Raw genomic sequence first — 23,297 nt, 5'->3', positions numbered from 1 at the left:
CCCCACGTGAAATTCGCATCGCACCTCCCCGAGAAGTTAGGACATTCATGACCACCGCAGCATTGTTCGAAGAAGCCGGTGCGCCGCTGCGCATCGCCGAGATCACCGTCGCCGACCCCGGGCCCGGCGAAGTCGTCGTCGACGTCACCGCGACCGGAATCTGTCACTCCGACGTCGGCGTCTTCTCCGGCAAACTGCCCGCCCCGCTCCCACTGGTGCTCGGCCACGAAGGCGCGGGCGTCGTCGCGGCAGTCGGAGAGGGAGTCGATAACGTCGCCGTCGGCGACCACGTCGTGCTGTCGTGGCTCGCCAGCTGCGGCACCTGCTACTACTGCCAACGTGCTGAGCAGCACCTGTGCGGACGCCCGCGAACGATGCTCGGCGCGCACACGATGCCGGACGGCTCTACCCGAATGAGCCTGGACGGCACCGCGATTCGGCAGTTCTGCGGACTGGGCAGCTTCTCGCAGCGCACGGTCGTGCCGTCCGGCGCGGCGATCGCGATCAGCGACGAAGTGCCGATCGCCTCGGCCGCACTGCTGGGTTGCGGCGTGCTCACCGGGTTCGGCGCGGCAGTCAATACCGGCGGCGTGCGTGTGGGCGATGCGGTCGCGGTCATCGGCTGCGGCGGCGTCGGACTCAACGCCGTGCAGGGCGCCCGAATCGCCGGCGCCACCACGATCATCGCCGTCGACGTGCACCCCGAACGTCTTGCACTCGCAACCCGACTGGGTGCCACGCATACGCTGACCGCGGGCGACGACGTCGTGCGGTCGGTTCAGCGACTCACGGGCCGACGGGGCGCCGATGTCGTGATCGAGGTCGCCGGCCGCCCCGAGACGGTCAATCAGGCGGTCGCGATGACGCGGCGCGGCGGCACGACGGTGTTGGTCGGGGCCGGTCCCGGTGTCGCGGTCGAAGAAGTGTTCAACAACGTCGTGATGGCGGGCAAGACCGTCAAAGGGTGTCTGTACGGGTCGGCGTATGTGCAGCGCGACATCCCGCGGCTGGTCGATCTGTACCGCAGCGGCGCCCTACTGCTCGACCAACTCGTCACCGAGACATTCGACTTCGCCGACATCGGCCGCGCCGTCGACTATTGCGCGGACGAACAGGGCGCACGCGCGGTGGTGTTGTCGTAGGTGGGCGAAGCCCTTGGGTGATCGAGTTGCCGTCGTGCGAGCGTAGCGAGCCCGCCGGCACTCGATCAATCAGCTGCGCCGCCAGGTTCCTCCAACGACAGCAAGCGGTATCCGCGCCCGGCTGACCATCCGGGCCGAATGGCAATTGCGGGTGGATCGGTTCGTTGTCACTGCTGGGGCGAGTGAGGGTTGTGTGGTTGTTGAGGTCGGGGGTTGTCGGGTGGGTATTCGGTGTCGATCGTGGTGTCGATCGTGGCGTCAGTCGCAAAGACCCTGGAACCGCGGGGATGTGATGGGTGCCTGGATGGCTCGGCGTGCGTCGGGCACTGCCGCCGCGATGCTTGCTGCGGCTGCGAAGAATTTTTCGTGACCGAGCCGATCGCGCTGCGGTAGCCAATGTTGCACTGCGGTAACCGGATTCGCACCACCGTAGCCTCTTCCCGCGGCGGTGGCTACGTCCGCGGGAACGGGGTACCGCAGTAGCTGTTCAACTACCGTCGCGTGAACGCGTTACCGCAGTGCGAACGTGGCCGTGGCGCGGTCCAGACGCGAATCGACGCCCCCGGTAGCCGGGCGTAGAGCGATTCGGTGATACCCACGCTGGGCAAGCGACGCGAGTCTATGGCCGTCACGTCCACCTCGTTTCCTCGCACACACCCGCCGTCAGCGGCGAGGTGACTGCGAGTAAACGAGGTGAACCGTTTGCGAGCGTCTCCACTCTCCCGCGGCACAGCGGCCGGGCACCCGACACAACCATCACCTGCCCCACCGGTAACAACGAATCGATGCCAAATCCTCCTCGGGCGCTGCGCACGCCTGACGTTGGGGTAGTGGAGAGTGTGACCCGTCGGCAGAGTGCACTGGCCGTGATTGGAAATTGCCTGTTCAGCGGTGGCGGGGTGAATGTTCCCCCGGCGTCGGTGACGGAACAGAGTGCAATCGGCCGCTCGGACCCAGAGGGCCGCAACATCACGCCGTCCCGCCGCGACAACCCACTTGTCGTTTGTCGCGCCTAATGGTATTGATATCCTGCGCTCACCCCGCTTCGCCGCATCCTGCGGGTTGAGCGAGGCGAAGCCGAGTCGAAACCACTGCGACGCTGCGGTTTTCGCCATTGTCCGGCCGGTGGGGGTTTCGACTCGCTCCGCTCGCTCAACCGGCAGAGCAACGCAACATCATACAACTTTTTAAGTGCGACAATCCACTAGCTAGTCGGCTGGCAGACCCACGGTCGACCCGGTCCAGTTCGCCAGCAACTGCAGAGCGTCCGCCGACGGCGATCCGGATTCGGCGCTGAAGGCGACCAGCGAGAGTCCGGGCGCACTCGCGACGTCGAGCACCTCGTAGTGCAGCGACAGCTCCCCGACGACGGGATGCGCGAACAGCTTGACGCCCTGCTTGTGCGCCACCACATTGTGGGTGGCCCAACGAGTGCGGAATTCGATACTGCGCGTTGCCAATTCGCCGATGAGCGTGGTCACCGCCGAGGCATACGGTGATCGTGCGGCTTCGACGTGCAGCATCGCGACGGCGTCGTCGGCGGTGCGACCCCAGGCGGGAAACACCTCATCGGCGTGCGGGTCGAGGAAGATGAACCGCGCCAGGTTGGGCGCTGATTGCTGGGTCCGGGTGAACACGTCGTCGTAGAGGGCGCGACCGAGCGCATTCGCGCCGACCAGGTCGAGTGTGCCGGTCTGCACGACTGCGGGCACACCCGACATCGCATTCATCAGTTCGCTCACCATGGCAGGCACTTTGCGGCGTCCGTGACCCGACGGTCGCCGACTCCCGGGCCGCGCTCTCGCCGCCCGTACCAGGGTGAACAGGTGGGCCGATTCGGTGTCGTCGAGTCGCAACGCCCGCGCGATGGCCCCGACGATCTCGTCCGAAACGCCACCGACCGCGCCGCGTTCGATCTGGGTGTAGTAGTCGGTCGATACGCCTGCCAACTGAGCGACCTCTTCTCGCCGCAGACCGGGGACGCGTCGGTTGCCGACCGCCCGCAGTCCAACCTGGTCCGGGGTGATACGACCCCGACGGCTGATCAGGAATTCCCTGATCTCCCGGGGGAGCGAGGTGAGGTCATTCGCTTCCTGCCTCGCATCACGCGAGCTCATAGGACTCCCCGTCCTCGGCCAGCTGCCATCGGCGAGTCGCCGTGCCCTGCTCGCCCACGACGTCGGGCAACCCCGTCCGCAGCGGCCTCGACCAGGTGCTCACCGGAATCTCGGGGACGCTCATCACGGTGTGCGGGCGATGATTGCGCTCGAGCCGTACCAGCGCCGACTGCAGATCCCATTTCGTCAGCTCGACGCCGGGGAAGAGCGTGATCGCCGCCACCACGACTGTGTCGTCGTCTGCCTCGGCGGCGTAGGCGACCGCGAGGTCGACGCCGGTGATTCGGCCGAGTGCATTCTGTATCCGTGACGGTGCCACCACCCCGCCGGGCGTGTCGATCAGGTTGGCGATAGGGTCGATCAGCCACACATCGTCATCGGCGTCGGCAACGACGATGTCGCCGGTCGACTGCCAGACGTCGTGGCTGGTGAAGACCCCGCGCACCAGTGTCCGCGAATTCACCGCGTCGTCACCGCGAGCGAGCAGAACACCCGGCTCACCGGGTGCGCATTGCCGGCCCAGCCCGTCGGCGCCGTAAGCCAACTGTTTCTTCTCCGGGTCGAATGCCGCGACCTTCACCCGGGCCGTCCCCGGCAGCGGTCGCCCGACGGACCCGACCTTCGTCGTTGCGACGTTGGCCAGGATCGCCTCCCCGTCCGGCGAGGCGTAGAACTCCAGAACTCGGGCGGGCGCGAAGCGTTCGTTGACCCGGCGCCACAGATTGCGCGGCATCCCGGATCCGACGAAGAGCCGGATGGGGTTGTCCTGTTCCATCGGATGCCGCGGGCCATCGGCGATCTCACGCAGGGATGTCCAGGTATAGGAGACGTGGGTCGCGCCGTAACGCCGGACCTCGTCCCAGAACGTGTCCCGGTCGGGGGCGCTGGCAAATGCGAGTCGCGAGCCCGCGGCGATCGCAGCACCCACCGCCATCATCAACCCTGACGGGTGGTGCAGCGGGGTGCGCGAGTAGACGGTGTCGCTGGATTTCAGCGACGCCGCGCTCGCGGTGCCCAGCGCGGACAGCGCCCAGCGCCGATTGGTGATGACCCGGGTCCGCGGAGTCGACTCGTCGCCGGTGAAGAGGATGAACGCGACGTCGGAGGCACGGTTGGGGTTCGGCTGGTACCACTTCGGCACCGTGACCCGGTCGGGATCGATCTGTTCCATGTCGATCACATGCTTGGGAAGGGTCCGTTCACCGGCACCTCCGCCGAGCACGCACCACTGGACACCGGGCAGCGAAGCTTCAGCTACTCGCTCGGGGTCGGAGATGATCCAGCGGCAACCGCCCACCCGCGCTTGCGGTGTGGAGTCCCAATCGGGCCGGATCAGCACCGCGGTCGCACCGAGTCGGCTGATGGCTGCGATGACGGTCAGCTCCGACGGCCGCGCCCGCATGAGGACGCCGACCGGATCGCCCTGCCGGATACCGAGACTGATCATGCCCTTGACGACGGCGTCGATCCGGTCGCCGAGCGCTCGATTGCGCACGACGCGATCCCCGAACATCAACGCGATCCCGTCCGGATCCCGGTTCGCCGACTCGGCCATCAACAGGCCGATCGAGATCTCGGTCGCCGAACGCAATCCGTCCAGCCGGTTGACCAGCGGGACTTGCGAACCGCGTTCGCGGACCACCGCCTGCACGGCGCCGAGCGCACCGTTGGCCGCGCGGACGGCCGACGACGATGCGCCGATCCCGAGGTCGAGCACCGTCTGCACGCGGTTCGACAGGTCACTGGGCGTCCACGCGACGTCGGAGACCACCTCATCGGAGGGCACGATGGTCTCGGGCAGGTCGCCCTGCCCTGCTCGCCAGCGGATCCACTCGGCGACCCGCGGCCACGTGCGCTTGCGCGCTCCTGCCCCGGCGACGATGCCGAAATGTCCTGCGCGCAAAGTCAATTCGTAGACGTCGGCGCGCGGAGCGGCACGTTTGATGCCGCGGACCGACGCCGGGTGTCCTTCCTTGTCGCCTTCACCGACGGCGATCATGATCGGGCAGTCGATGTCGGCGAGCGTCACCGTCCGGTCACCGACGACCAAACCGCCGGACAGCATCCGATTCATCACCATCGTCTGCTGCAGGAATTCCCGAATCGCGGGCCCCGACCAGGCCGTCCAGCCCTCGTCGTCCAAGAATTTGCGCTGCTGCTCACCCGGGAGCAGTTGTTCGCGATCACTCAGCGCGCGGTAGTAGTTGAACTTGAACTTGACGGTGGCCATCGGATCGAGCATCCGGGTCCACGCCTTGTTGAACCAGCTGGGCAGCGAGATGTAGTCGAGTACCCGACTTTCCAGCAGTCCCTCGGCGATCTGCGCATACGATTCCATCGAGAGCGGGATGGGTAGCGGCGCAGCCTGGAAGTCAACCGGCGAACCGAACGTCACGAGCGAGTCGATTCCCTCGCAGCGCCGATAGGCCGCCGCCTGGTAGCTGAAGAGGCCGCCCTGCGAGTAGCCGCTGAGGATCACGTCGCGCCCAGTCGCGGCTCGGACCTTCTCGACGGCGTCACTGACCGCCAGCACATGGTCGCCCATGTTCCGTTCCAGGCCGCCCTCTTCGTCTTCGGGCCTGCCGAAGTCGACCACCCACACGTCGATGCCGCATTCGTGAACGGCCTTCACCGAACTCGACTGCGGCGCGACGTCGTAGACCTCGGTGGCCATCATCAGCGGCGGCACCAACACCAGAGCCGGCAGATCCGTAGCAGCGTCCTGAGCGAAATAGTGTCGCAGTTTGTAAATCGGTTCGGTTGCCACGACGTCGTACGGCGACGACTCGGCGTCGATCTGGAGGCCGCCGTAGCGCAGGTACTCCCCGACATTGCGGGCGGTCGTGTCCGCACGCCGAACCATGTCGACCGCATCGGCGGCTCCTGACCCGACCCGGTCGGCAACGGCCGACACCAGTGACAGCGGGTTCACCGGCAACCTCTTCTCGCATTGAACGGTAGTGATGGAAGACATTTCAAACGTTAGGGCAGGTGCGGCGGCGGAAACCATCGCGATGAGGGGGGCTGATGGCACCTGGTTGATTCGCTGAACTTGGTGTGATCTGGACCACGTCTTGATCAGAGCCCCGCACGAGGAGACCATCACCATGACAACCGCAGCACCCGCCGAAACACCCTCCGTCGACCGTGACGGAACCCCGCACTATCGGATGTTCATCGGCGGTGAGTGGGTCGACACCGACGATCACTACGACGTCATCAACCCCGCTACCGAAGAAGTCAACGTAACCTGCGCCAAGGCGACACCCGCGCACGTCGACGCCGCCGTCGCCGCGGGCAAGGCGGCCTTCGAGTCAGGCGAGTGGCGCAATACCCCGCCCGCCGAACGGGCCGCCCTGTTCGACCGCGTCGGTCAGCGAGTGATGGCCCGCGCCGAGGAATTCACCGTCGAGGGCACCAAGGGCACGGGGATGCCGCTGCGACTCTCAGGTGCGCTCGGCGTCGGCTTCCCGGTGGGACACGTCTTCCACTACGCAGAGCTGATCCGCAAGCACGAGTGGGTGCGCCCCGCGCCGATCGGCGGTGCCGCACTGCAGACCGGCTACATCGCCAAAGAGCCGCTGGGCGTCACCGCGGGCATCTGTCCGTGGAACTTCCCGGCGAACTTCGCCATGTGGAAGACCCTGCCGTCCATGGCCGTCGGCAACAGCGTCGTGATCAAGGTCGACGAGAAGACTCCGACTTTCGCCCTCGAACTCGCCGCCATCTTCAAGGAGGAGGGGCTGCCGGACGGAGTTCTCAACGTCATCGTCGGCGATGGCCCGGTCGTCGGCGAGGCACTCGTGCAGCACCCCGACGTCGCGCTGATCTCCTTCACCGGTTCGACGGCGGTCGGACGGCACGTGATGGAGGCGTCGGCGAAGCATCTCAAACGCGTGCTGCTGGAACTCGGCGGCAAGGGCCCGAACATCGTTCTGGAAGACGCGGACCTCGACATCGCCGTCGACGGCTCGATCTGGGCGTTCTGCATGCATGCAGGCCAGGCCTGCGAATCCGGTACCCGACTGCTGCTCCCGGCGTCGATCCACGACGAATTCGTCGAGCGGCTGGTCGCGCGGATGAAGACCCTCAAGGTCGGCAACCCACTCGACCCCGCCACCGACATCGGCCCGGTCATGTCCGCGCAGCAACGCGAGCGGATCCTCGGCTATATCGAGTCCGGCAAAGCTCAGGGTGCCACCGTCGCACTCGGCGGCGACAGCCCGCAGGGCCCCGGATACGAGAAGGGCTTCTGGGTCAACCCGACAGTGTTCACCAACGCGTCGAACGACATGAAGATCAGCTGCGAGGAGATCTTCGGCCCGGTCGTCAGCGTCATCAAGTACGACACGGTCGACGAGGCGATCCAGATCGCGAACGACACCGAGTACGGCCTGTCGGCAGGCATCTGGACCACCGACGCCACCAAGGGTCTGGAGATCGCACAGCAGCTCAAGGCGGGGTCGGTCTGGATCAACGACTGGCACAACATCAACAACGACCTCCCGTTCGGCGGCTACAAGCAGAGCGGCTTCGGCCGTGAGCTCGGCCCGGATGCACTCGACGAGTTCACCCAGGACAAGGCCATCACGATCGACCTGACGAACGATCTGAACAAGAAGTTCTACGGCCTCGTCCTCAGTACGCCGCTGGGTCAGGAGTAGTCGGCTGTAGTCACGGGCAAGTCATCGCGTCACACCAATCGGGAAAAGCGTCAAGCAGGACAACAACGGGAGAAGAACACAGCAATGAGACTGAACGAGAAGCTGGCGATCGTGACCGCCGGCGGGTCAGGCATGGGCCGGGCAGGCTGCGAGCTCTTCGCGAAAGAAGGTGCCACCGTCGCGGTCGTCGATATCAACGAGGAGAACATCGCGGCGACGGTCGATGCGATCACTTCCGACGGCGGCAAGGCCAAGGGCTTCAAGGCCAATCTCGCAGACGTTGATGACACCAAGCGCGTCATCGCGGAGTCGACGGACTGGCTCGGCGGACTCGATCTGCTGTGGTCGCACGCGGGGACCACCGGTCCGTCGGCATTCGAGGATCTGCCGATGAAGGACTACGAGTTCGCAATGGACCTCAACGTGCGGTCGTCGGTGGTATGCGCCAGCGAGTCGATTCAGCATATGCGACGGCGCGGTGGCGGCTCGATAGTGTTCACCTCGTCGATGGGCGGCCTTGTCGGATCGACGATGAGCCCGACGTACTCGGTGACGAAGTTCGGCATCGTCGGCCTCACGATGTCGCTCGCGCAGCGCTACGCACTTGAGAAGATTCGGGTGAACGCTGTTTGCCCAGGCCCCATCGAGACCCCGATGATGCCCTCGTTCTTCTCCCGTCCCGGCGACGAAGCGAAGGCAGAGGACAACCTCAAGCGGGTCATGGGTCTGGTACCGATGGGCCGCGTCGCGCAGCCGATCGAGGTTGCCTATGCGGTGTTGTTCTTGCTGTCTGACGAGGCGTCATTCATCACCGGTGTACCACTGCCGGTCGACGGCGGCGTCGTCTGCCGTTAGTCCCATCACGTCCGACAAAACAAATCACATCACGTCCGACAAAACAAACCACATGGTTCGAAACCACACTGAAGGAGCAACCAAATGGCTGAATACCAGTATTGGGTCCTGACCAACCCGACCACTCCAGAACAGGAAGATGAGTACAACGAGTGGTACGACAACGTCCACGTCCATGACGCGGCTGCCGTACCCGGCTTTCAGTCCGCGCAGCGGTTCGAGCTCGCCGAGCACCAGCGTGGCGAGGCCCCCTTCCCGTACAAGTACGGCGCGATGTACGAGATCGAGACCGACGATCTCGCCGGCACGATAGCCCAGCTGCAGCGCCGCTACAACACACCGGACATGGTGATCAGCGAAGCGCTGCACCCCGAGCGCATCGGGCTCATCTTCGCCAAGCGTGGCCCCCGGGTCGAGTCCAAGGATTGATACCGGTCGTCGGGCCGGCCCAACATAGATACAAGGAGCAATTCTCATGGGGATGAGTCTCAATTTCGTCACCGACTCGATCGCCGCCCAGATTCCAGTCGTTGATCCCGAACGGCCCGCACTCGCATTGGGTGACGAGCAGTTGGTTTCGTGGGCAGCACTGCGCGCCCTCGAACTTCGGTACGCCCGGGCGTTACAGAATGCGGGCGTGAAGAAGGGCGACCGCGTCGGAGTTCTGTTGCGGAACTCGGTCGAGTACGTCGCGTTCTACCTGGCGGTGGCTCGGGCGGGTGGGATCTCGGTCCGACTCAACTGGCGACTGACCGCACCCGAGCTGCAATTCGCGCTAAGCGATTCCGGCGCAACCGTTTTGGTGTTCGACGCCGAGTTCGCGCCGAACATCGAACCCATCCGCGACCAGATCGACGTCACGGTCTACGTCTCGCGCGGCGGAACGATCGACTGGGCCACGCCGCTGGACATTTTCGCCGCGGCCGAGTCCGACGCGAGTGGCTTTCCTGAGATGAGCTTCGACGACCCGGCCTCGCTGATGTACTCGTCGGGAACAACGGGCCGCCCGAAGGGCGCCCTGTTCTCGCACGGGAACGCCCTGTGGATCGGATCGATTCAGGCGCAGCGCTGGCACCTCGACCACACCTCGGTTTCGCAGACCAGTGGGCCGCTGTTTCACGCCGGCGGATTCGAGGTGCTGCTGCTGCCGACACTGCTCGCACACGGAACGGCGGTCACCTTCCCGTCGGGCGGCTTCACGTTGGAGAACTTCCTGTCCGTCGGCCGGGATCGGTCGACGACGACAATGCTGCTCTATCCGTTCATGCTGTTCGACCTGCTGCGCGACGACGCGTTGATCGCCCAGCTGCCCACATCGTTAAAGCGCATCGTGACCGGCGGCGACATCGTGATGCCCTGGGTGTACGACGTGCTGGAACAGAAGCTGCCGAGCATCGAGTTGGTGCAGTCCTACAGCCTCACCGAAGGTGGAGCGGTCTCGACGAGTCTGGAATTCGACGTCGCTCGCGGACACGAGAGCAGCATCGGCCGACCTCAGGCCATGACCGAGGTCAAAGTCATCAGGCCGGACGGCACCCTCACCGACGTCGACGAGGTCGGCGAGATCTGCGTCCGGTCGGGCGGTGTCTCCATCGGCTACTGGAATCGCCCGGAGGCCGACGCACAGACTTTCCAGGACGGTTGGTGTCACTCCGGCGATCTCGGCCGGATCGACAAGGACGGATATCTCTCGATCGCCGGACGGGCCAAGGACATGTACCGCAGCGGCGGTGAGAACGTGTACCCGGCCGAGGTCGAGATGGTCATCACCGGCCACGACGACATCGCCGACGCGGCGGTCGTCGGGGTACCCGACGACAGGTTCGTCGAAGTCGGTGCCGCCTTCATCGTCGCCGCCGAAGGCGCAACGGTGGATGTCGAGTCGGTACGCGGTTGGCTGACCGAACGACTCGCGAAATACAAGGTGCCCAAGCACTATCACGTAGTCGACGCACTGCCGCGCAATGCCGGCGGCAAGGTCCTCAAGACAAAGCTCCGTGACCTCGGAGCAGAACGGGTGGCACAGTCGTGACGAACACGGATCACGAGGAAACACACACTACGAGCCGCTACATCGACCGGGAGATCGTCGCAGGGGGACTGCACCTGTTCTCCCGACGGCGACCAGGGGCGGGGGATGTGCCACTCGTGCTCATGCACGGGCTAGGCGGATCCATGGATTCGTGGGGTCCGCTGCTCGACGCCATCGGCGACCGGGACGTCATCATGATCGACACACCGGGCATGGGTCGCTCCGAGGTGCCCCGCCGCCCGATGTCGATCGGTGCGATCGCAGACACCTTCGCCGCGGCACTGTCGGAACTCGACGTCGACCGAGTCGACGTCCTGGGATACTCGCACGGCGGAACGGTCGCGCAGGAGTTCGCACACCGTCATCCCGGCCGACTGCGCAGGATGGTTCTAGTGGCGACGGTCGCCGGCGTGCCCTGGCTGCCGCCGCGGTTCACCGCGCAGCGAGCCCTGCTGTCGACCCGGCGCTACCACAGCAAAGCCGTTGCGGCACGGGATATTCCGATCCTGGCGGGCGGACGCACCGCACGCGACGCCGAGGTGCTCGACGCGATTCTGGCCGACCGTCAGGCCCACCCGCCCAGCAAGACCGGATACCGGTACCTGCAGATCGCGGTGATGCCGTGGAGCAGTCATCCGTGGCTGCACCGCATCCAGTGTCGAACACTCGTGCTGCAGGGCGACGACGACCCCGTGGTGCGCGTCGCCAACGGGCGGCTGCTGGCCGCGCGAATCCGCAACGCACGCTTGGAGATAGTCGGCGGCGCCGGCCACATGATGCTCTTCGACGAACCGGACCGAGTCGGCCCGCTGATCGCCGAATTCCTCGGCGACTGACGGTCGGGCGGTCGTCCCACGCGGGTTGAGTCGGATCGAGGCGCGGGCTGAGCAAGAAGCGAGTCAAAGCAACGAGCCTCGAAGCCCACCCCGCTCCCCGAGTGCCGAAGCGAGGAACGAGCTTCGGTGTAACGAGGGGTTTGGTGAGATGACGTACTCAGGCCGCTATGGAACATCGTGCGAGAGCGAGCTTTCGGTTCTGTCTCTGACGTCGGCTCGCCGCATCTCGTTACACCGACGCTCGCTGCGCTCGCGTCGGCACTCGATGAGCGGAGAGGGCGAGCTTCGGTCATCCACGCCCAGCCCCCCCGAATGGCGCAAACCCCCGGCTCCCCGAGTGCCGAATCGAGGAACGAGCTTCGGTGTATCGAGGGGCGGCGACCCGAAGCACCCAAGCCACCCCGCTCCCCGACAGTCGAACGCGTCGCAGCGCAGGGCAACCGCCGGGCAACCGACCCCGCGACACGGTCTCGGGCTCGGCGCGGGTACAGATAGATGCAACGACCGCCATCACTAAGGAGCCCGACTATGACCCGCACATTCACCTCGCTCGACGAAGTTCGCGCCGCCATCGGCGAAGAGATCGGCCCCGGCGCGCCGCTGACCATCACGCAGGACCGCATCAACGCGTTCGCCGACGCAACCGGCGACCACCAGTGGATCCACATCGACGCCGAGCGCGCCGCCGCCGGCCCGTTCGGCGCCACCATCGCCCACGGCTATCTGACGCTGTCCCTGATCCCGCTGCTCGGCGGCGGCCTGATCAACATGGACTTCGGTGGCGCTCGAATCAACTACGGCGCCAACAAGGTTCGCTTCCCCACCCCGGTCCCGGTCAACAGCGTGCTGACGGCGACCGCGACCGTCGCCGACGTCAGCGAGAGCCCGGCGGGTGCCGTCCTCACCGTCAAGTACGTGATCACCGCCGAAGGTGCGGCGAAGCCGGCCTGCGTCGCCGAAACCTTGGTGGTCGTCACCCCGTAGTCGGGTCGGCAGAAACCTCACCCGGTTTTCTCACGTTCAACACCGATTTTTCAGTGTTGAGCGTGAGAAAACGTGTTGAGACTCTCCCGCAACACTTTTCCCCCGTCTACCGCGAAGCGCATCATGCCCACCTCGGCACAGCGTACGACGACGGCGGCCGCCACTGCGCGCCCCTCGTCGACCCGACCGGCCGTCAACAGGCACACCGCCAACAGCCGCTGCGCACGCAGCAGCGCCCGCTCGCGTCCGGTGTCGCTGAGGTAGTCCACCCAGTCGGCGGCCCACTGACATGCGGTGTCGAACGACTCAGAGTCGTTGAGCAACAAGCGAATCGCGGTCTCGTGTTCGTACTGCCGTGCGACTTCGGCGAACCCCGACTCCGGTTTGCGACGTTCGGCGAAGGTGATCCGTGGACGCACCCGACGTCGTGTCGGCACCCCCTGAATCACCTGTTCGCATTCCACCGCCGCCACCAGGCGTCGCGCACCCGAGCGTTCGCCGATGGCAACCGCGTCGTCGAGGCAACTCGCCGCCTCCTCGGTGTCACCGCGCAGCGTCGCCAGGCGCGCGCCGATCACATAGCGGGCGATGATCGTGTCGACTGCCCCTTCTTCGGGAGTCAGCCGGAAACTCTCGTCGAGCAACTGCGACGCTTCGCCGAGTTTGCCTCGCTCATAAAGGATTTGGGCCAGCATCGCACTCGCGAGCCGGCCGGACTGCGCATGTGCTTGCCCCGTCGTCGACGCCGCGGTGAGTGCTGCCCGGAACTGTTCTTCGGCGGCGTCGAGATCGAGCTGTTCGAACCACGCCAGTCCATCCATCGCGTGGCCGTACATCGACGCGTAGGAGCCGGTGTTGCGCTCGTGAAACGGCTCCGCCCATTCCAGCCAGCGATGCGACTCCTCGAAGTCGAATCGGGCGAGCGCGCTGATCGCGGCCAGGTTGCCGGCCGCCGACGCGTAGAACGGCGAGAATCCCTCTGGGCGAGACATGATTTCGTCGATCAGTTCGTCGATACGATCGGTGCGATCGGCGAGCGCATCGACGACCGCGCGAATCACGTCGGCGGAGCAGCGGATGTCGTCGGCGAGGTCGGCGACCGCGGCGACCCGGTCGAGCACGGCCAGCGCGGCATCGGCACGACCGATCAGCCCGTAACACCACGCGACGAGCAGCAGCAGCCGAGGGCGGGTGTCGACGACGTCGGCAGGCAACTTGTCGATCAACCCGTGCAGGACATGCATCGCCGACTGCTCGATCAGATCCTGCCCGCGCCGCTCGATGAGGTCGGCGGCGGTCTCCGCGTCACCGGCCGCAAGCGCGTGCTGCACTGCCTGACTGAGCATGTCATGCTCGGCGAACCAGGCGGATGCCTTGCGGTGCAACGGAATCAAGAGCTCTTCATAGTCCCGTTCCAGCCGTCTGCGCAGAAACTCGGCGAACAGCGGATAGTAGGCAAACCACTCGCCGCCCGGGTCGACCCGCCGCAGGAACAGATCGCGCGCTTCGATCTCCTCCAACAACGCCTGCCCGCGCGAGCGCCCCGACAGCGCCGTCGCCAGAGAGGCGCACACCTGCTCGGTGACCGACGTCGCGAGCAGGAATTTCAGCATCTGCTCGTCGAGGGAGCTCAGCACGTTCTCGGCGAGGAAGTCTCCGATCGCCTGATGCCTGCCGGAGATGTGGCCGATCAGATCCGACGGCGACCCGCTACCGCGCAGCGACACGCTGGCGAGCTGTAGAGCCGCCACCCATCCGTCGGTCGCGGTACACAGATCATGTATATCCGTTGTGGCCAAATCCAATCCGGCGGCGTCGACCAGGAAGTCGTGGGTCTCGGTCGCGTCGAAGCACAGGCCGGAGATGTCGATCTCTACCAGCTCGTCGCGGACCCGCATCTTGCTCAGCGGCAGTCCCACCCCCCAGCGGCTGGTGATGATGATCTGCAGGTGATGGCAGCCGTGTTCGAGGAGGAAGTCGAACGCCGACTGCGCGCCCGGGTCGGTCACCCGGTGCCAGTCGTCGATCACCACCGCCACCTGCTGCTTGCGCGTGTGGATCGTGTTGATCAGCGAGGTGAGCACGTACTTCTGCGCGTTCTCGCCGTGTTCCTCGAGCAGGTCGGCCAGCCCATCGGTCAACCTGGGGTCCGAGCGCGTCAGCGACTGAATGATGTGCGCGAGAAACCACACCTGGTTGTTGTCGTCGTCGTCGACGGTCAGCCAGGCGACGGTCACGCCGTCGTCCATCAGCGCCTCGGCCCACTGCGCCGCGACCGTCGTCTTGCCGTACCCGGCCGGTGCGTGAATGACTACCAGCCGACGCCGTTCCCCCGCACGCAGCAGGTTCATCAATCGATCCCGCCGTACCTGCACACGCGGACGCACCGGCGGATGAAACTTCGTGGCGGGCACCGGTGGCGCGGTGATCGGCCCCGACGACGTCGCCGGCTGGGTGAGCATACTCGGCTGTGTGGCAAGCGATTTCGACGCAGAGCCGCGGCCCGTCGCGCCCGACGACGTGCCCCCGATCGTCGATTCCGCGGTATTGGGCACCGCCATTTCGTCGACCGGTAGTCCCAGTGCTCGCTGCGCGTGCTGCAACAATTCGCCGAAGGCATAGGCCGACGCCGGGCGCTCCTCTGGTTCGCGGGCCATCGCCGCTTCGATGGCGGCCGACACTTCGGGTGCGATTCCCTTGTCTCGCAGGTTCGGAAGTGCTTGGCCCGCGACTCGCACGAAGTGCGCGATCACCTTTTCCCCGCTGCGCCGTTCGAATGCGGCATGGCCGGTCAACGCGCAGAACAGTGTCGCGCCGAGGCCGTAGACGTCGGAGGCGACCGACGGCTCGGCTCCGGTCATCAATTCCGGGGCCAGGAACGCCGGCGAGCCGGTCACGATGTCCGACCCGGTCTCGAAACCTCCGGTGACGCGGGCGATTCCGAAGTCGCACAGCTCTGGCTCACCGTATTCGGACAGCAGGATGTTGGCCGGCTTCAGGTCACGGTGCAGGGTGCCCGACCGATGCGCCGCCTCGATGGCGCCGGCGATCTTCACTCCGATGCGCAGCACCTCGGCGGCGTCGAGCGGCCCCTGGGTACGGATCGCGGCGTCGAGCGAGTCGTTGCGATGGTAGGGCATCACGATGAACGGCATCCCCGACGGCGTGGTCCCGACCTCGAGGATGTTGACGATATTCGGATGTCCGGACAAGCGCCCCATCGCCCGCTGCTCGCGGAGGAATCGTTCGACGCTGGTGTCTTCGAGGTGATCGGTCATCACCTTCACCGCGACGGTCCGGTCCAGCGACGGCTGCTCGCAGCGGTAGACCACGCCGAACCCGCCATGGCCGATGGCTTCGGCAGCGGCGAAGCCGGCGTCGGCCAACTCGGCCACGACGTCTACGGCAGCGGCCTGCTGCGTCGCATTGAGGTCGTCTTCGGCCATGTCATCGCCTTTTCGAGCACCGGATAAGTCCAGCGTAAACCGTTATTTCGCTAAATTCGCGGTACTGGGCTCATCAGTGCTCGGCTCTTTCGCCGCCCACTTCTGGGTGATCTTGTACAGCCCGCCGACGAACAGGATGAACACCACCACGCCGAGCGCTTCGGCCCAGTGTGTGAATCCGTCGCCGATGAACGGTAGAGCCAGCGGGTCTTCCTTGCCCGACGCCGCGACGATCCCGGCGAACACCACACCGAACAGGCTCTCGCCGACGATCAGACCGGTCGCCAACAGCACGCCGAACCGCTTCTTGCGCTCGACGCTCGTGCCGGTGCGTTCGGCCCAGGTGTCGTAGAACCGGCCGAGGATGGCGCCGATCGGAATGATCAGCGTCAACGACATCGGCAGATACATGCCCATCCCCACCGCCAGGGGCGGCAACCGGAACTTCTTGGTGGTGTGCCCCAGCACTTCGTCGACGATGATGACCACCACGCCGATCGCGCCGCCGAGCCCGATGAGCCCCCAGTCGAGATCACCGCCGAACACGCCCTTGGCGAGCGAGGAGATCAGCGCCGCCTGCGGTGCGGCCAGTGCATCACTGCCCGCACCGGGGGCGCCTTCGAAGCCGAACGCGGTTTGCATCAACCCCAGGATCGGCGGAATGATCGCCGACCCGAACACCACCCCGATGATCAGCGCGACCTGCTGTTTCCACGGCGTCGCACCGACCAGCTGGCCGGTCTTGAGGTCCTGCAGATTGTCGTTGGAGATCGTCGCGACGCCGAAAACGATTGCGGCGGTGAACAATGTGAACGCGATGAGCGCCGTCGTCTCCTTGCCTTCCGAGGTCCCGTAGGTGAATTTGATGAGAATCGCCGCGATGAGGACCACCAGGATGCCGACCCCGGAGATCGGGCTGTTCGACGACCCGATCAGTCCGGCCATGTAGCCGCAGACCGAGGCGACCAGCAAGCCGATCAGCAACACGAACACCACACTGACGGCGATGATCCCGCCTGCGTTGCCGGCGAGCGGGCCGCTGGATACGAAGCCCCACAACAGAAGTGCGATGGGAATCATCGACACCAGCACCACACCCACGACGTACTGGATGGGGAGATCTTGCTCGGTGATGTCGACGATCGCACCCTGGCGCCGCGCACGTGACGACGCCAGCGCTGCTTTGATGCCGCGGGCGATGGGGCCGATGATCTTGAGCAGCGTCCACACCGCGGCCACCGCGATGGCGCCCGCGCCGATGAATCGGACTTCGTGGGAGAAGATACTGCCGACCGCGTCGGCGATGTCACCGGTGAGCGGAAGATTGTGCGACGTCCGGATCGGCAGCATCACGAGGAACGAGATGACGAGTCCCACGAGCATTGCGATACCGACGGCCAGGCCGACGAGGTGTCCGACACCGATCAGCGCCAGTGACAGGCTCGCCCCGAACATCGAGCCACCCGCACCGACGCGGAACGTCGCGGCCAGTGAGCTGCTCACCACCTTAAGCGCGGATAGGAGCGAAAAGCCCGCTGCCACAAGACTTCCCACGACGATGATGCGCAGCCCGAGTTTGTTCTCTTCGACGCCGTGCGACGTGTCGCCGACGCTGAGCACCTCTGCGGCCGCGACGCCTTCGGGGTAGGGCAGGTCGGAGCCGGTGACCAGTGCTCGACGCAGCGGGATCGAGTACATGACGCCCAGAATGCCGCCGACCGCACAGACCGCGAGCGTCGTCCAGTACGGGAAGCCCGCCCACCAGCCGATCATGATCAGGCCGGGCAGCACGAAGATGATCGCCGAGAGCGTGCCCGCCGCCGAGGCGATGGTCTGCACGATGTTGTTCTCGATCACCGAGTGATTCGCGAAGTACCGCAGGATGCTCATCGAGATGACCGCAGCCGGGATCGCGGTGGCGAATGTGAGGCCCACCTTCAAGCCGAGATAGACGTTGGCGGCGGTGAAGATCAGGGTGATGGCACCGCCGAGCAGAACACCCCGCAGGGTCAGTTCACGCAGGGTCGGCGCACTCGGCGCAGTTGTAGACACGGTGACTCCCTTGGTCGGTACGTCGCACAGACGCTCCAACCTTAAGTCCGCCGCTCACCCCGTTTGGCGGAAAGTCGCCGATGCGTTAGCAGCCCGTCACTTTCGACGCAGGGTCAGCGTTTGGGCGACCGTTCCGATCGGCCCGGTCTCGTCGTAGATCCGCGACGACGTCAGGCCGATCCCCGCGCGGCCGAACGAGACCGACGTGTCGAATCCCAGCCAGCCGCCGTTCGGCGCCTCGAACAGGTGCGCGGTCAGGTCGAGGTTCGGATAGGCGAGTTCATCGGGGTGGATGCGGGTGGCTATGCCGTTGGCGATGTCGAGCAGCCCGACCGCGCGGGCGGTGGAGCTGACCGGTTCGTCGAGGAGCGCGACGTCGGTGCGGACCCAATACACCGCGTGACCGAGGTCGAGTTCACGGCGTCGAACCTGCGCCGACGCGATGAATCCGCCGGGCCAGACACTGCTCGCCGACCATTCGTCGAGGTCGTCGGGACCGGGAATCAGCGGCAGTGCGGACCCGGCGATCGATGCGGTGTCCGAGGCGCTCATCAGCCAGGCACGCAGCCGTACGACGTCGCGCCCGCCCTGCGACATCGTGGCTTCCACCAACTCGATGGTCCGGCCCGGGCGGATCACTTCGACGGCGCAGTCGACGACGTCCATCGTGATGGTGCCCAGGATGTCGAAGGACACCCGGCCGATCACGAGGTCGGAACCGCGCGCGTCGCGATCGACCTCGACCAGGTGGGTCAGCAGCCCGAAACCGGGTGCGACGTGCTGTTCCGCGGTGTTCCATCCGCCGCTGACGTGTTCGGTGGGCCGATACGACGCCGGGCCGGTGCGATGGAAATAGACGTCGGTGGTCATTGATCTTTGGTAGCACGCGGGGTTCGGCGCGGGTCGAACGGCGTGGCCGACAGGTTGCCATCAATACCCCATAGGGGTATAAACGAATCCACGGAAGGAATACCCTCTAGGGGTATCCGCTGAAGAATGAAGTCAGAGGAATGAGGTTCAGGTGAATACCGCAAGCCGACTGGGTCTGTACAGTGCGGGACTGCTCGCGATCTTCGGGATATCGTTCGCGCTCGCCAAGCCACTCGTCCCTGCCGACGTCGTCGCGCGGTGGACGGCGTCCGACGATCGTCACACCGGCCACGACGCGCCCGCGCCGATTGCCGCGACCGACCTGATGGGACTGTCGACGGCAGCCGGCGGATACGTCCTGAGTCCGGTGAGCGCACCGACGACGATCGCAACCGCGGGGACCCTCTCGTTCCGGATCGACGACGCCTCTCACAAACCACTGACCAGCTATGCGACCGCACACGACAAGCAGTTGCATTTGATCGTCGTTCGTTCCGACGGCAGCGGCTATCGCCACGTTCACCCGCGACTCGACGCCGCGACCGGCACCTGGTCGATTCCGTGGACCTGGCCCGCCGCCGGAACCTATCGGGTGTTCGCCGACTTCACCCCGTCGTCGGCCGCGACGTCGGTCACGCTGAGCCGCACGGTCGACGTCGTGGGCGAGCTGCGCCCACAAGCGCCCGCCGGCCCGATCACCACGTCGACCGTCGACGGCTACACGGCGACGCTGTCCGGGACACTGAACGCGGGGACGTCGAGTGATTTGCGCGTGACCATCACTCACGACGGCGCAGCCGTGACCGCCCTGGAGCCGTACCTGGGCGCCTTCGGGCACCTCGTCGCACTACGCCAGGGCGACCTCGCCTACCTGCACGTACATGCCATGGGCGGCGAGCCGAAGCCCGACGACAGGTCGGGTCCGACGATCGACTTCATGGCGAGTGTCCCCAGCGTCGGACGCTACCTGCTCTACCTCGACTTCCAGGTCGACGGCGCGGTCCGCACCGCGACGTTCGTGCTCGACGCAGGCACGACGTCCACGCCGCCGACCGCGACCGCCCCCGATCACGACACGCATGGCGGACACTGAAATGACCACATCGACGAGGAACACACCCATGGCTCCCACCGACGCCGCGACAGTCCCGATCGAACTCGAGATCGGCGGCATGACCTGCGCCTCGTGCGCCAACCGCATCGAACGCAAGCTCAACAAGCTCGACGGCGTGACCGCGACCGTCAACTACGCGACGGAGAAGGCGCACGTCGACGCCCCCGTCGGCTACGACGCCGCGCTGCTCGTCAGTGAGGTGCGCAAGGCCGGGTACTCCGCCAGCGTGCCCACTCCCGTCGTCGACGCGGAGGCCGGACCCGACGCGGCCGAACGCGAGCTGATCTCGCTGCGGCAGCGGCTGATCGGCGCAGCGGTGCTGTCGATTCCGGTCATCGTGCTCGCGATGGTGCCCGCATGGCAGTTCACCTATTGGCAGTGGGCGTCGTTGACATTAGCCGCGCCGGTCGTCCTGTGGGCGGCGTGGTCGTTCCATCGTGCCGCCTGGACCAATCTGCGGCACGGTGCTGCGACGATGGACACACTGATCTCGCTGGGCACGCTGTCGGCGTTCGGGTGGTCGCTGTACGCGCTGTTCTTCGGCACGGCCGGCGAGCCCGGGATGACGCACGGATTCAGCTTCACCGTGTCACCGACCGACGGTGCCGGGAACATCTATCTCGAGGTCGCGGCGGGCGTCACCACCTTCATCCTCGCCGGACGCTATTTCGAGAAGCGGGCCAAGCGAAATGCCGGGTCCGCATTGCGTGCCCTGCTGGAGCTCGGTGCGAAAGATGTTGCGGTGCTTCGCGCCACGGCGAGCGAAGCGACGGGAAATGCCACCGGGGCGAGCGCAGTGACGGGAGACGACACCGGGGCGAGCGAAGCGACGGGAAATACCGCCGCGGCGAGCGACGCGACGGGACAGGTGAACGAGATCCGGATCCCGATCGACGAGTTGCGGGTCGGCGATGAATTCGTGGTGCGGCCCGGCGAGAAGATCGCAACCGACGGCGTCGTCGTGACGGGGACCTCGGCGATCGATCTGGCGCTGCTGACCGGTGAATCCGCTCCGGTCGAGGTCGGGCCGGGCGACTCGGTGACTGGTGCCACGGTGAATGCCGGTGGGCGCCTTGTAGTTCGGGCGACTCGCGTCGGCGCGGACACCCAGCTCGCGCAGATGGCCAAGCTCGTCGAAGATGCGCAGTCGGGCAAGGCCGAAGTCCAGCGTCTGGCTGATCGTGTGTCGGGAGTGTTCGTGCCGATCGTCATCGCGATCGCGGTCGCGACTCTGGGTGCTTGGCTGGGCGCTGGCCTCGGTGTGACCGCCGCATTCACCGCGGCGGTGGCCGTACTGATCATCGCGTGCCCATGTGCCCTCGGACTAGCCACCCCCACAGCACTTTTGGTGGGGACCGGGCGGGGCGCGCAGATGGGCGTGCTGATCAAAGGGCCCGAGGTGTTGGAGTCGACGCACGCGGTCGACACGATCGTGTTGGACAAGACCGGCACGGTAACCACCGGCGCTATGTCACTCGTGGGTGTGACGACGGCTCCGGGTGTGTCGCGCGCTGACGCGTTGCGATTGGCCGGTGCGCTGGAGGATTCCTCGGAGCACCCGATCGCCGCGGCCGTCGCGCGTGCCGCACGTGTGGAGGTCGGGACATTGCCTGCCGCTTCGGATTTCGCGAATATCGAAGGATTAGGTGTGCAGGGCGTCGTCGACGGACATGCGGTGACCGTCGGCCGCGAGGCGCTGCTGGCCGATTGGTCGCAGCCGCTCTCCGCCGAGCTGGTCGCTGAGAAGGCCCGCGCAGAGAGCGAAGGAAAGACTGCGGTTGCAGTTGGCTGGGACGGTGCGGCGCGCGCGGTGCTCGTGGTCGCCGACACCGTGAAACCCACTAGTGCGGAAGCGATTTCACGGTTCAAAGCGCAGGGGCTCACTCCGATCCTGCTGACCGGCGACAACACCGCGACGGCCGTCCAGATCGGTCGCGAGGTGGGTATCGACGAGGTGATCGCCGAAGTGTTGCCTGCCGGCAAGGTCGACGTGATCACGCGGCTGCAGGCCCAGGGCAAGGTTGTCGCGATGGTCGGCGACGGCGTGAATGATGCTGCGGCACTTGCCCAGGCCGATCTCGGCTTGGCGATGGGCACCGGCACCGACGTCGCGATCGAGGCAGCCGACATCACTCTGGTCCGCGGCGATCTACGCGGTGCGGCCGACGCAATCGCCCTGTCGCGCCGAACCTTACGCACTATCAAGACCAATCTGTTCTGGGCCTTCGCCTACAACGTGGCGGCGCTCCCGCTGGCGGCGCTGGGTCTGCTCAACCCGATGCTAGCCGGTGCGGCGATGGCACTCTCGAGTGTGTTCGTGGTGGGAAACAGCCTGCGACTGAAGAGGTTTGGCCGCTAGACCGAAGCCGCGTCCCCGAGCGCCGAAGCGAGGTGCTCCGCGACCCATCCCCCGCTCCCCGAGTGCCGAAGCGAGAAACATTCGCAACGCCCCCGCTCCCCGAGTGCCGAAACGAGGAACATTCGCAACGCCCCGCTCCCCGAGTGCCGAAGCGAGGAACGAGCTTCGGTGTAACCGCCGTGCTGAGTGACCGCGAGGAACGAGCGGTTGTATCGAAGTAGCGGGGTCTGGCGAGACAAAGGGACCAACCCGACCACCGCATCCCTTTGAAACCGGCTTACGCCCAACGATTTTCACAGAAGCACGTCACTTCCAGTCGTCCACAGCAAGACCCTATTGATCAGTTCTCCACAGACCAGAGCCATACGGCCACGTCGATAGCGAACACCTCGATCGGCGTCGTCGACAATCTCCCACATGACCGCCTACACCTATATCCTTCGCTGCTCCGATGACTCGTTCTACACGGGAAGCACCGCAAACACCATGGAACAGCGCGTCGCACAGCACAACAGCATTCCGGGCGGTGCCGCCTACACCCGACGACGCAAACCGGTCACGCTCGAGTGGTACGTCGAGCATGAGGCGATTGCCGAGGCCTACGCGCTCGAAGGTCGTATCCACAATTGGTCTCGCGGAAAGAAGCAGGCACTGATCGACGGCAACATCGAACTTCTGTCTGAGCGATCACGTAAGAAGAGGTTCCAGTCGACGAACAGGAACGGCCGTCGAGACGACATCTGACGGTGGTCGGGTTGGTCTTTCGGGTCGCCTGCCCCTCTACTTCGATACAACCGCTCGTTCCTCGCGGTCACTCAGCACGGCG

General features: G+C 65.8%; 15 protein-coding genes. 10 read left to right on the top strand and 5 right to left on the bottom strand.

Annotated features, from left to right (window positions below; genetic code table 11):
* Positions 1-47: 47 nt before the first annotated feature.
* A complete protein-coding gene (locus tag HH308_RS10435; protein ID WP_170194143.1) occupies positions 48-1,142 on the top strand; it encodes a Zn-dependent alcohol dehydrogenase in 1,095 nt (364 codons plus the stop codon).
* Positions 1,143-2,350: 1,208 nt separating this feature from the next.
* Here the strand turns inward: HH308_RS10435 and HH308_RS10430 are convergent.
* Together HH308_RS10430 and HH308_RS10425 are read right to left on the bottom strand one after the other, a co-directional pair.
* Entirely contained in the window at positions 2,351-3,259 is a 909-nt protein-coding gene (locus HH308_RS10430; RefSeq protein WP_170194142.1) for a helix-turn-helix transcriptional regulator, read from the bottom strand.
* Positions 3,246-6,233, bottom strand: a complete 2,988-nt coding sequence (locus HH308_RS10425) for an AMP-binding protein (protein ID WP_170194141.1) — start codon at positions 6,231-6,233, stop codon at positions 3,246-3,248. Before HH308_RS10425 ends, HH308_RS10430 begins: the two co-directional genes overlap by 14 nt.
* A 133-nt stretch (positions 6,234-6,366) precedes the next feature.
* Between HH308_RS10425 and HH308_RS10420 the strand changes: the two genes are divergently transcribed.
* The 6 genes from HH308_RS10420 to HH308_RS10395 all read left to right on the top strand — a co-directional run bounded on the left by HH308_RS10420 (position 6,367) and on the right by HH308_RS10395 (position 12,630).
* Complete coding sequence (locus HH308_RS10420; RefSeq protein WP_211188383.1) at positions 6,367-7,923, top strand: aldehyde dehydrogenase family protein; 1,557 nt, start codon at positions 6,367-6,369, stop codon at positions 7,921-7,923.
* A gap of 84 nt (positions 7,924-8,007) precedes the next feature.
* Entirely contained in the window at positions 8,008-8,778 is a 771-nt protein-coding gene (locus tag HH308_RS10415) for an SDR family NAD(P)-dependent oxidoreductase (RefSeq protein WP_170194140.1), read from the top strand.
* 84 nt (positions 8,779-8,862) lie between these two features.
* The gene (locus HH308_RS10410; RefSeq protein ID WP_170194139.1) at positions 8,863-9,207 is read left to right on the top strand and encodes a DUF4286 family protein; all 345 of its coding nucleotides are present in this window, start codon (positions 8,863-8,865) and stop codon (positions 9,205-9,207) included.
* 52 nt (positions 9,208-9,259) lie between these two features.
* Entirely contained in the window at positions 9,260-10,810 is a 1,551-nt protein-coding gene (locus tag HH308_RS10405; protein ID WP_170194138.1) for a class I adenylate-forming enzyme family protein, read from the top strand.
* A 122-nt stretch (positions 10,811-10,932) separates the two neighbouring features.
* A complete protein-coding gene (locus tag HH308_RS10400; RefSeq protein ID WP_281362956.1) occupies positions 10,933-11,646 on the top strand; it encodes an alpha/beta fold hydrolase in 714 nt (237 codons plus the stop codon).
* A gap of 528 nt (positions 11,647-12,174) precedes the next feature.
* A complete protein-coding gene (locus HH308_RS10395; RefSeq protein WP_170194136.1) occupies positions 12,175-12,630 on the top strand; it encodes a MaoC family dehydratase in 456 nt (151 codons plus the stop codon).
* Between the two features lie 50 nt (positions 12,631-12,680).
* On the opposite strand, the gene HH308_RS10390 is transcribed toward HH308_RS10395, so the two are convergent.
* The 3 genes from HH308_RS10390 to HH308_RS10380 form a co-directional block, all read right to left on the bottom strand.
* Positions 12,681-16,076 carry a serine/threonine-protein kinase gene (locus tag HH308_RS10390; RefSeq protein ID WP_170194135.1) on the bottom strand — a complete coding sequence of 1,132 codons (3,396 nt, stop codon included), beginning with the start codon at positions 16,074-16,076 and terminating at the stop codon, positions 12,681-12,683.
* A 42-nt stretch (positions 16,077-16,118) separates the two neighbouring features.
* Entirely contained in the window at positions 16,119-18,128 is a 2,010-nt protein-coding gene (locus tag HH308_RS10385; RefSeq protein ID WP_170194134.1) for an OPT family oligopeptide transporter, read from the bottom strand.
* A 96-nt stretch (positions 18,129-18,224) separates the two neighbouring features.
* Positions 18,225-18,998, bottom strand: coding sequence for a thioesterase family protein (locus tag HH308_RS10380; protein ID WP_170194133.1), 774 nt, complete (start codon positions 18,996-18,998; stop codon positions 18,225-18,227).
* Positions 18,999-19,149: 151 nt separating this feature from the next.
* Here HH308_RS10380 and HH308_RS10375 point away from each other — a divergent pair, with 151 nt between their 5' ends.
* The 3 genes from HH308_RS10375 to HH308_RS10365 all read left to right on the top strand — a co-directional run bounded on the left by HH308_RS10375 (position 19,150) and on the right by HH308_RS10365 (position 23,215).
* Positions 19,150-20,091, top strand: coding sequence for a DUF8832 domain-containing protein (locus HH308_RS10375; RefSeq protein ID WP_170194132.1), 942 nt, complete (start codon positions 19,150-19,152; stop codon positions 20,089-20,091).
* Position 20,092: 1 nt separating this feature from the next.
* Positions 20,093-22,471, top strand: coding sequence for a heavy metal translocating P-type ATPase (locus HH308_RS10370; protein ID WP_170194131.1), 2,379 nt, complete (start codon positions 20,093-20,095; stop codon positions 22,469-22,471).
* 417 nt (positions 22,472-22,888) lie between these two features.
* Positions 22,889-23,215, top strand: a complete 327-nt coding sequence (locus tag HH308_RS10365; protein ID WP_170194130.1) for a GIY-YIG nuclease family protein — start codon at positions 22,889-22,891, stop codon at positions 23,213-23,215.
* Positions 23,216-23,297: the final 82 nt, after the last annotated feature.

This window comes from Gordonia asplenii, from assembly GCF_012933505.1.
In the GTDB taxonomy this organism is placed as follows: domain Bacteria; phylum Actinomycetota; class Actinomycetes; order Mycobacteriales; family Mycobacteriaceae; genus Gordonia; species Gordonia asplenii.
The sequence above is the reverse complement of the archived record's forward strand: the minus strand, read 5'-3'. Positions and strand labels throughout refer to the sequence as shown.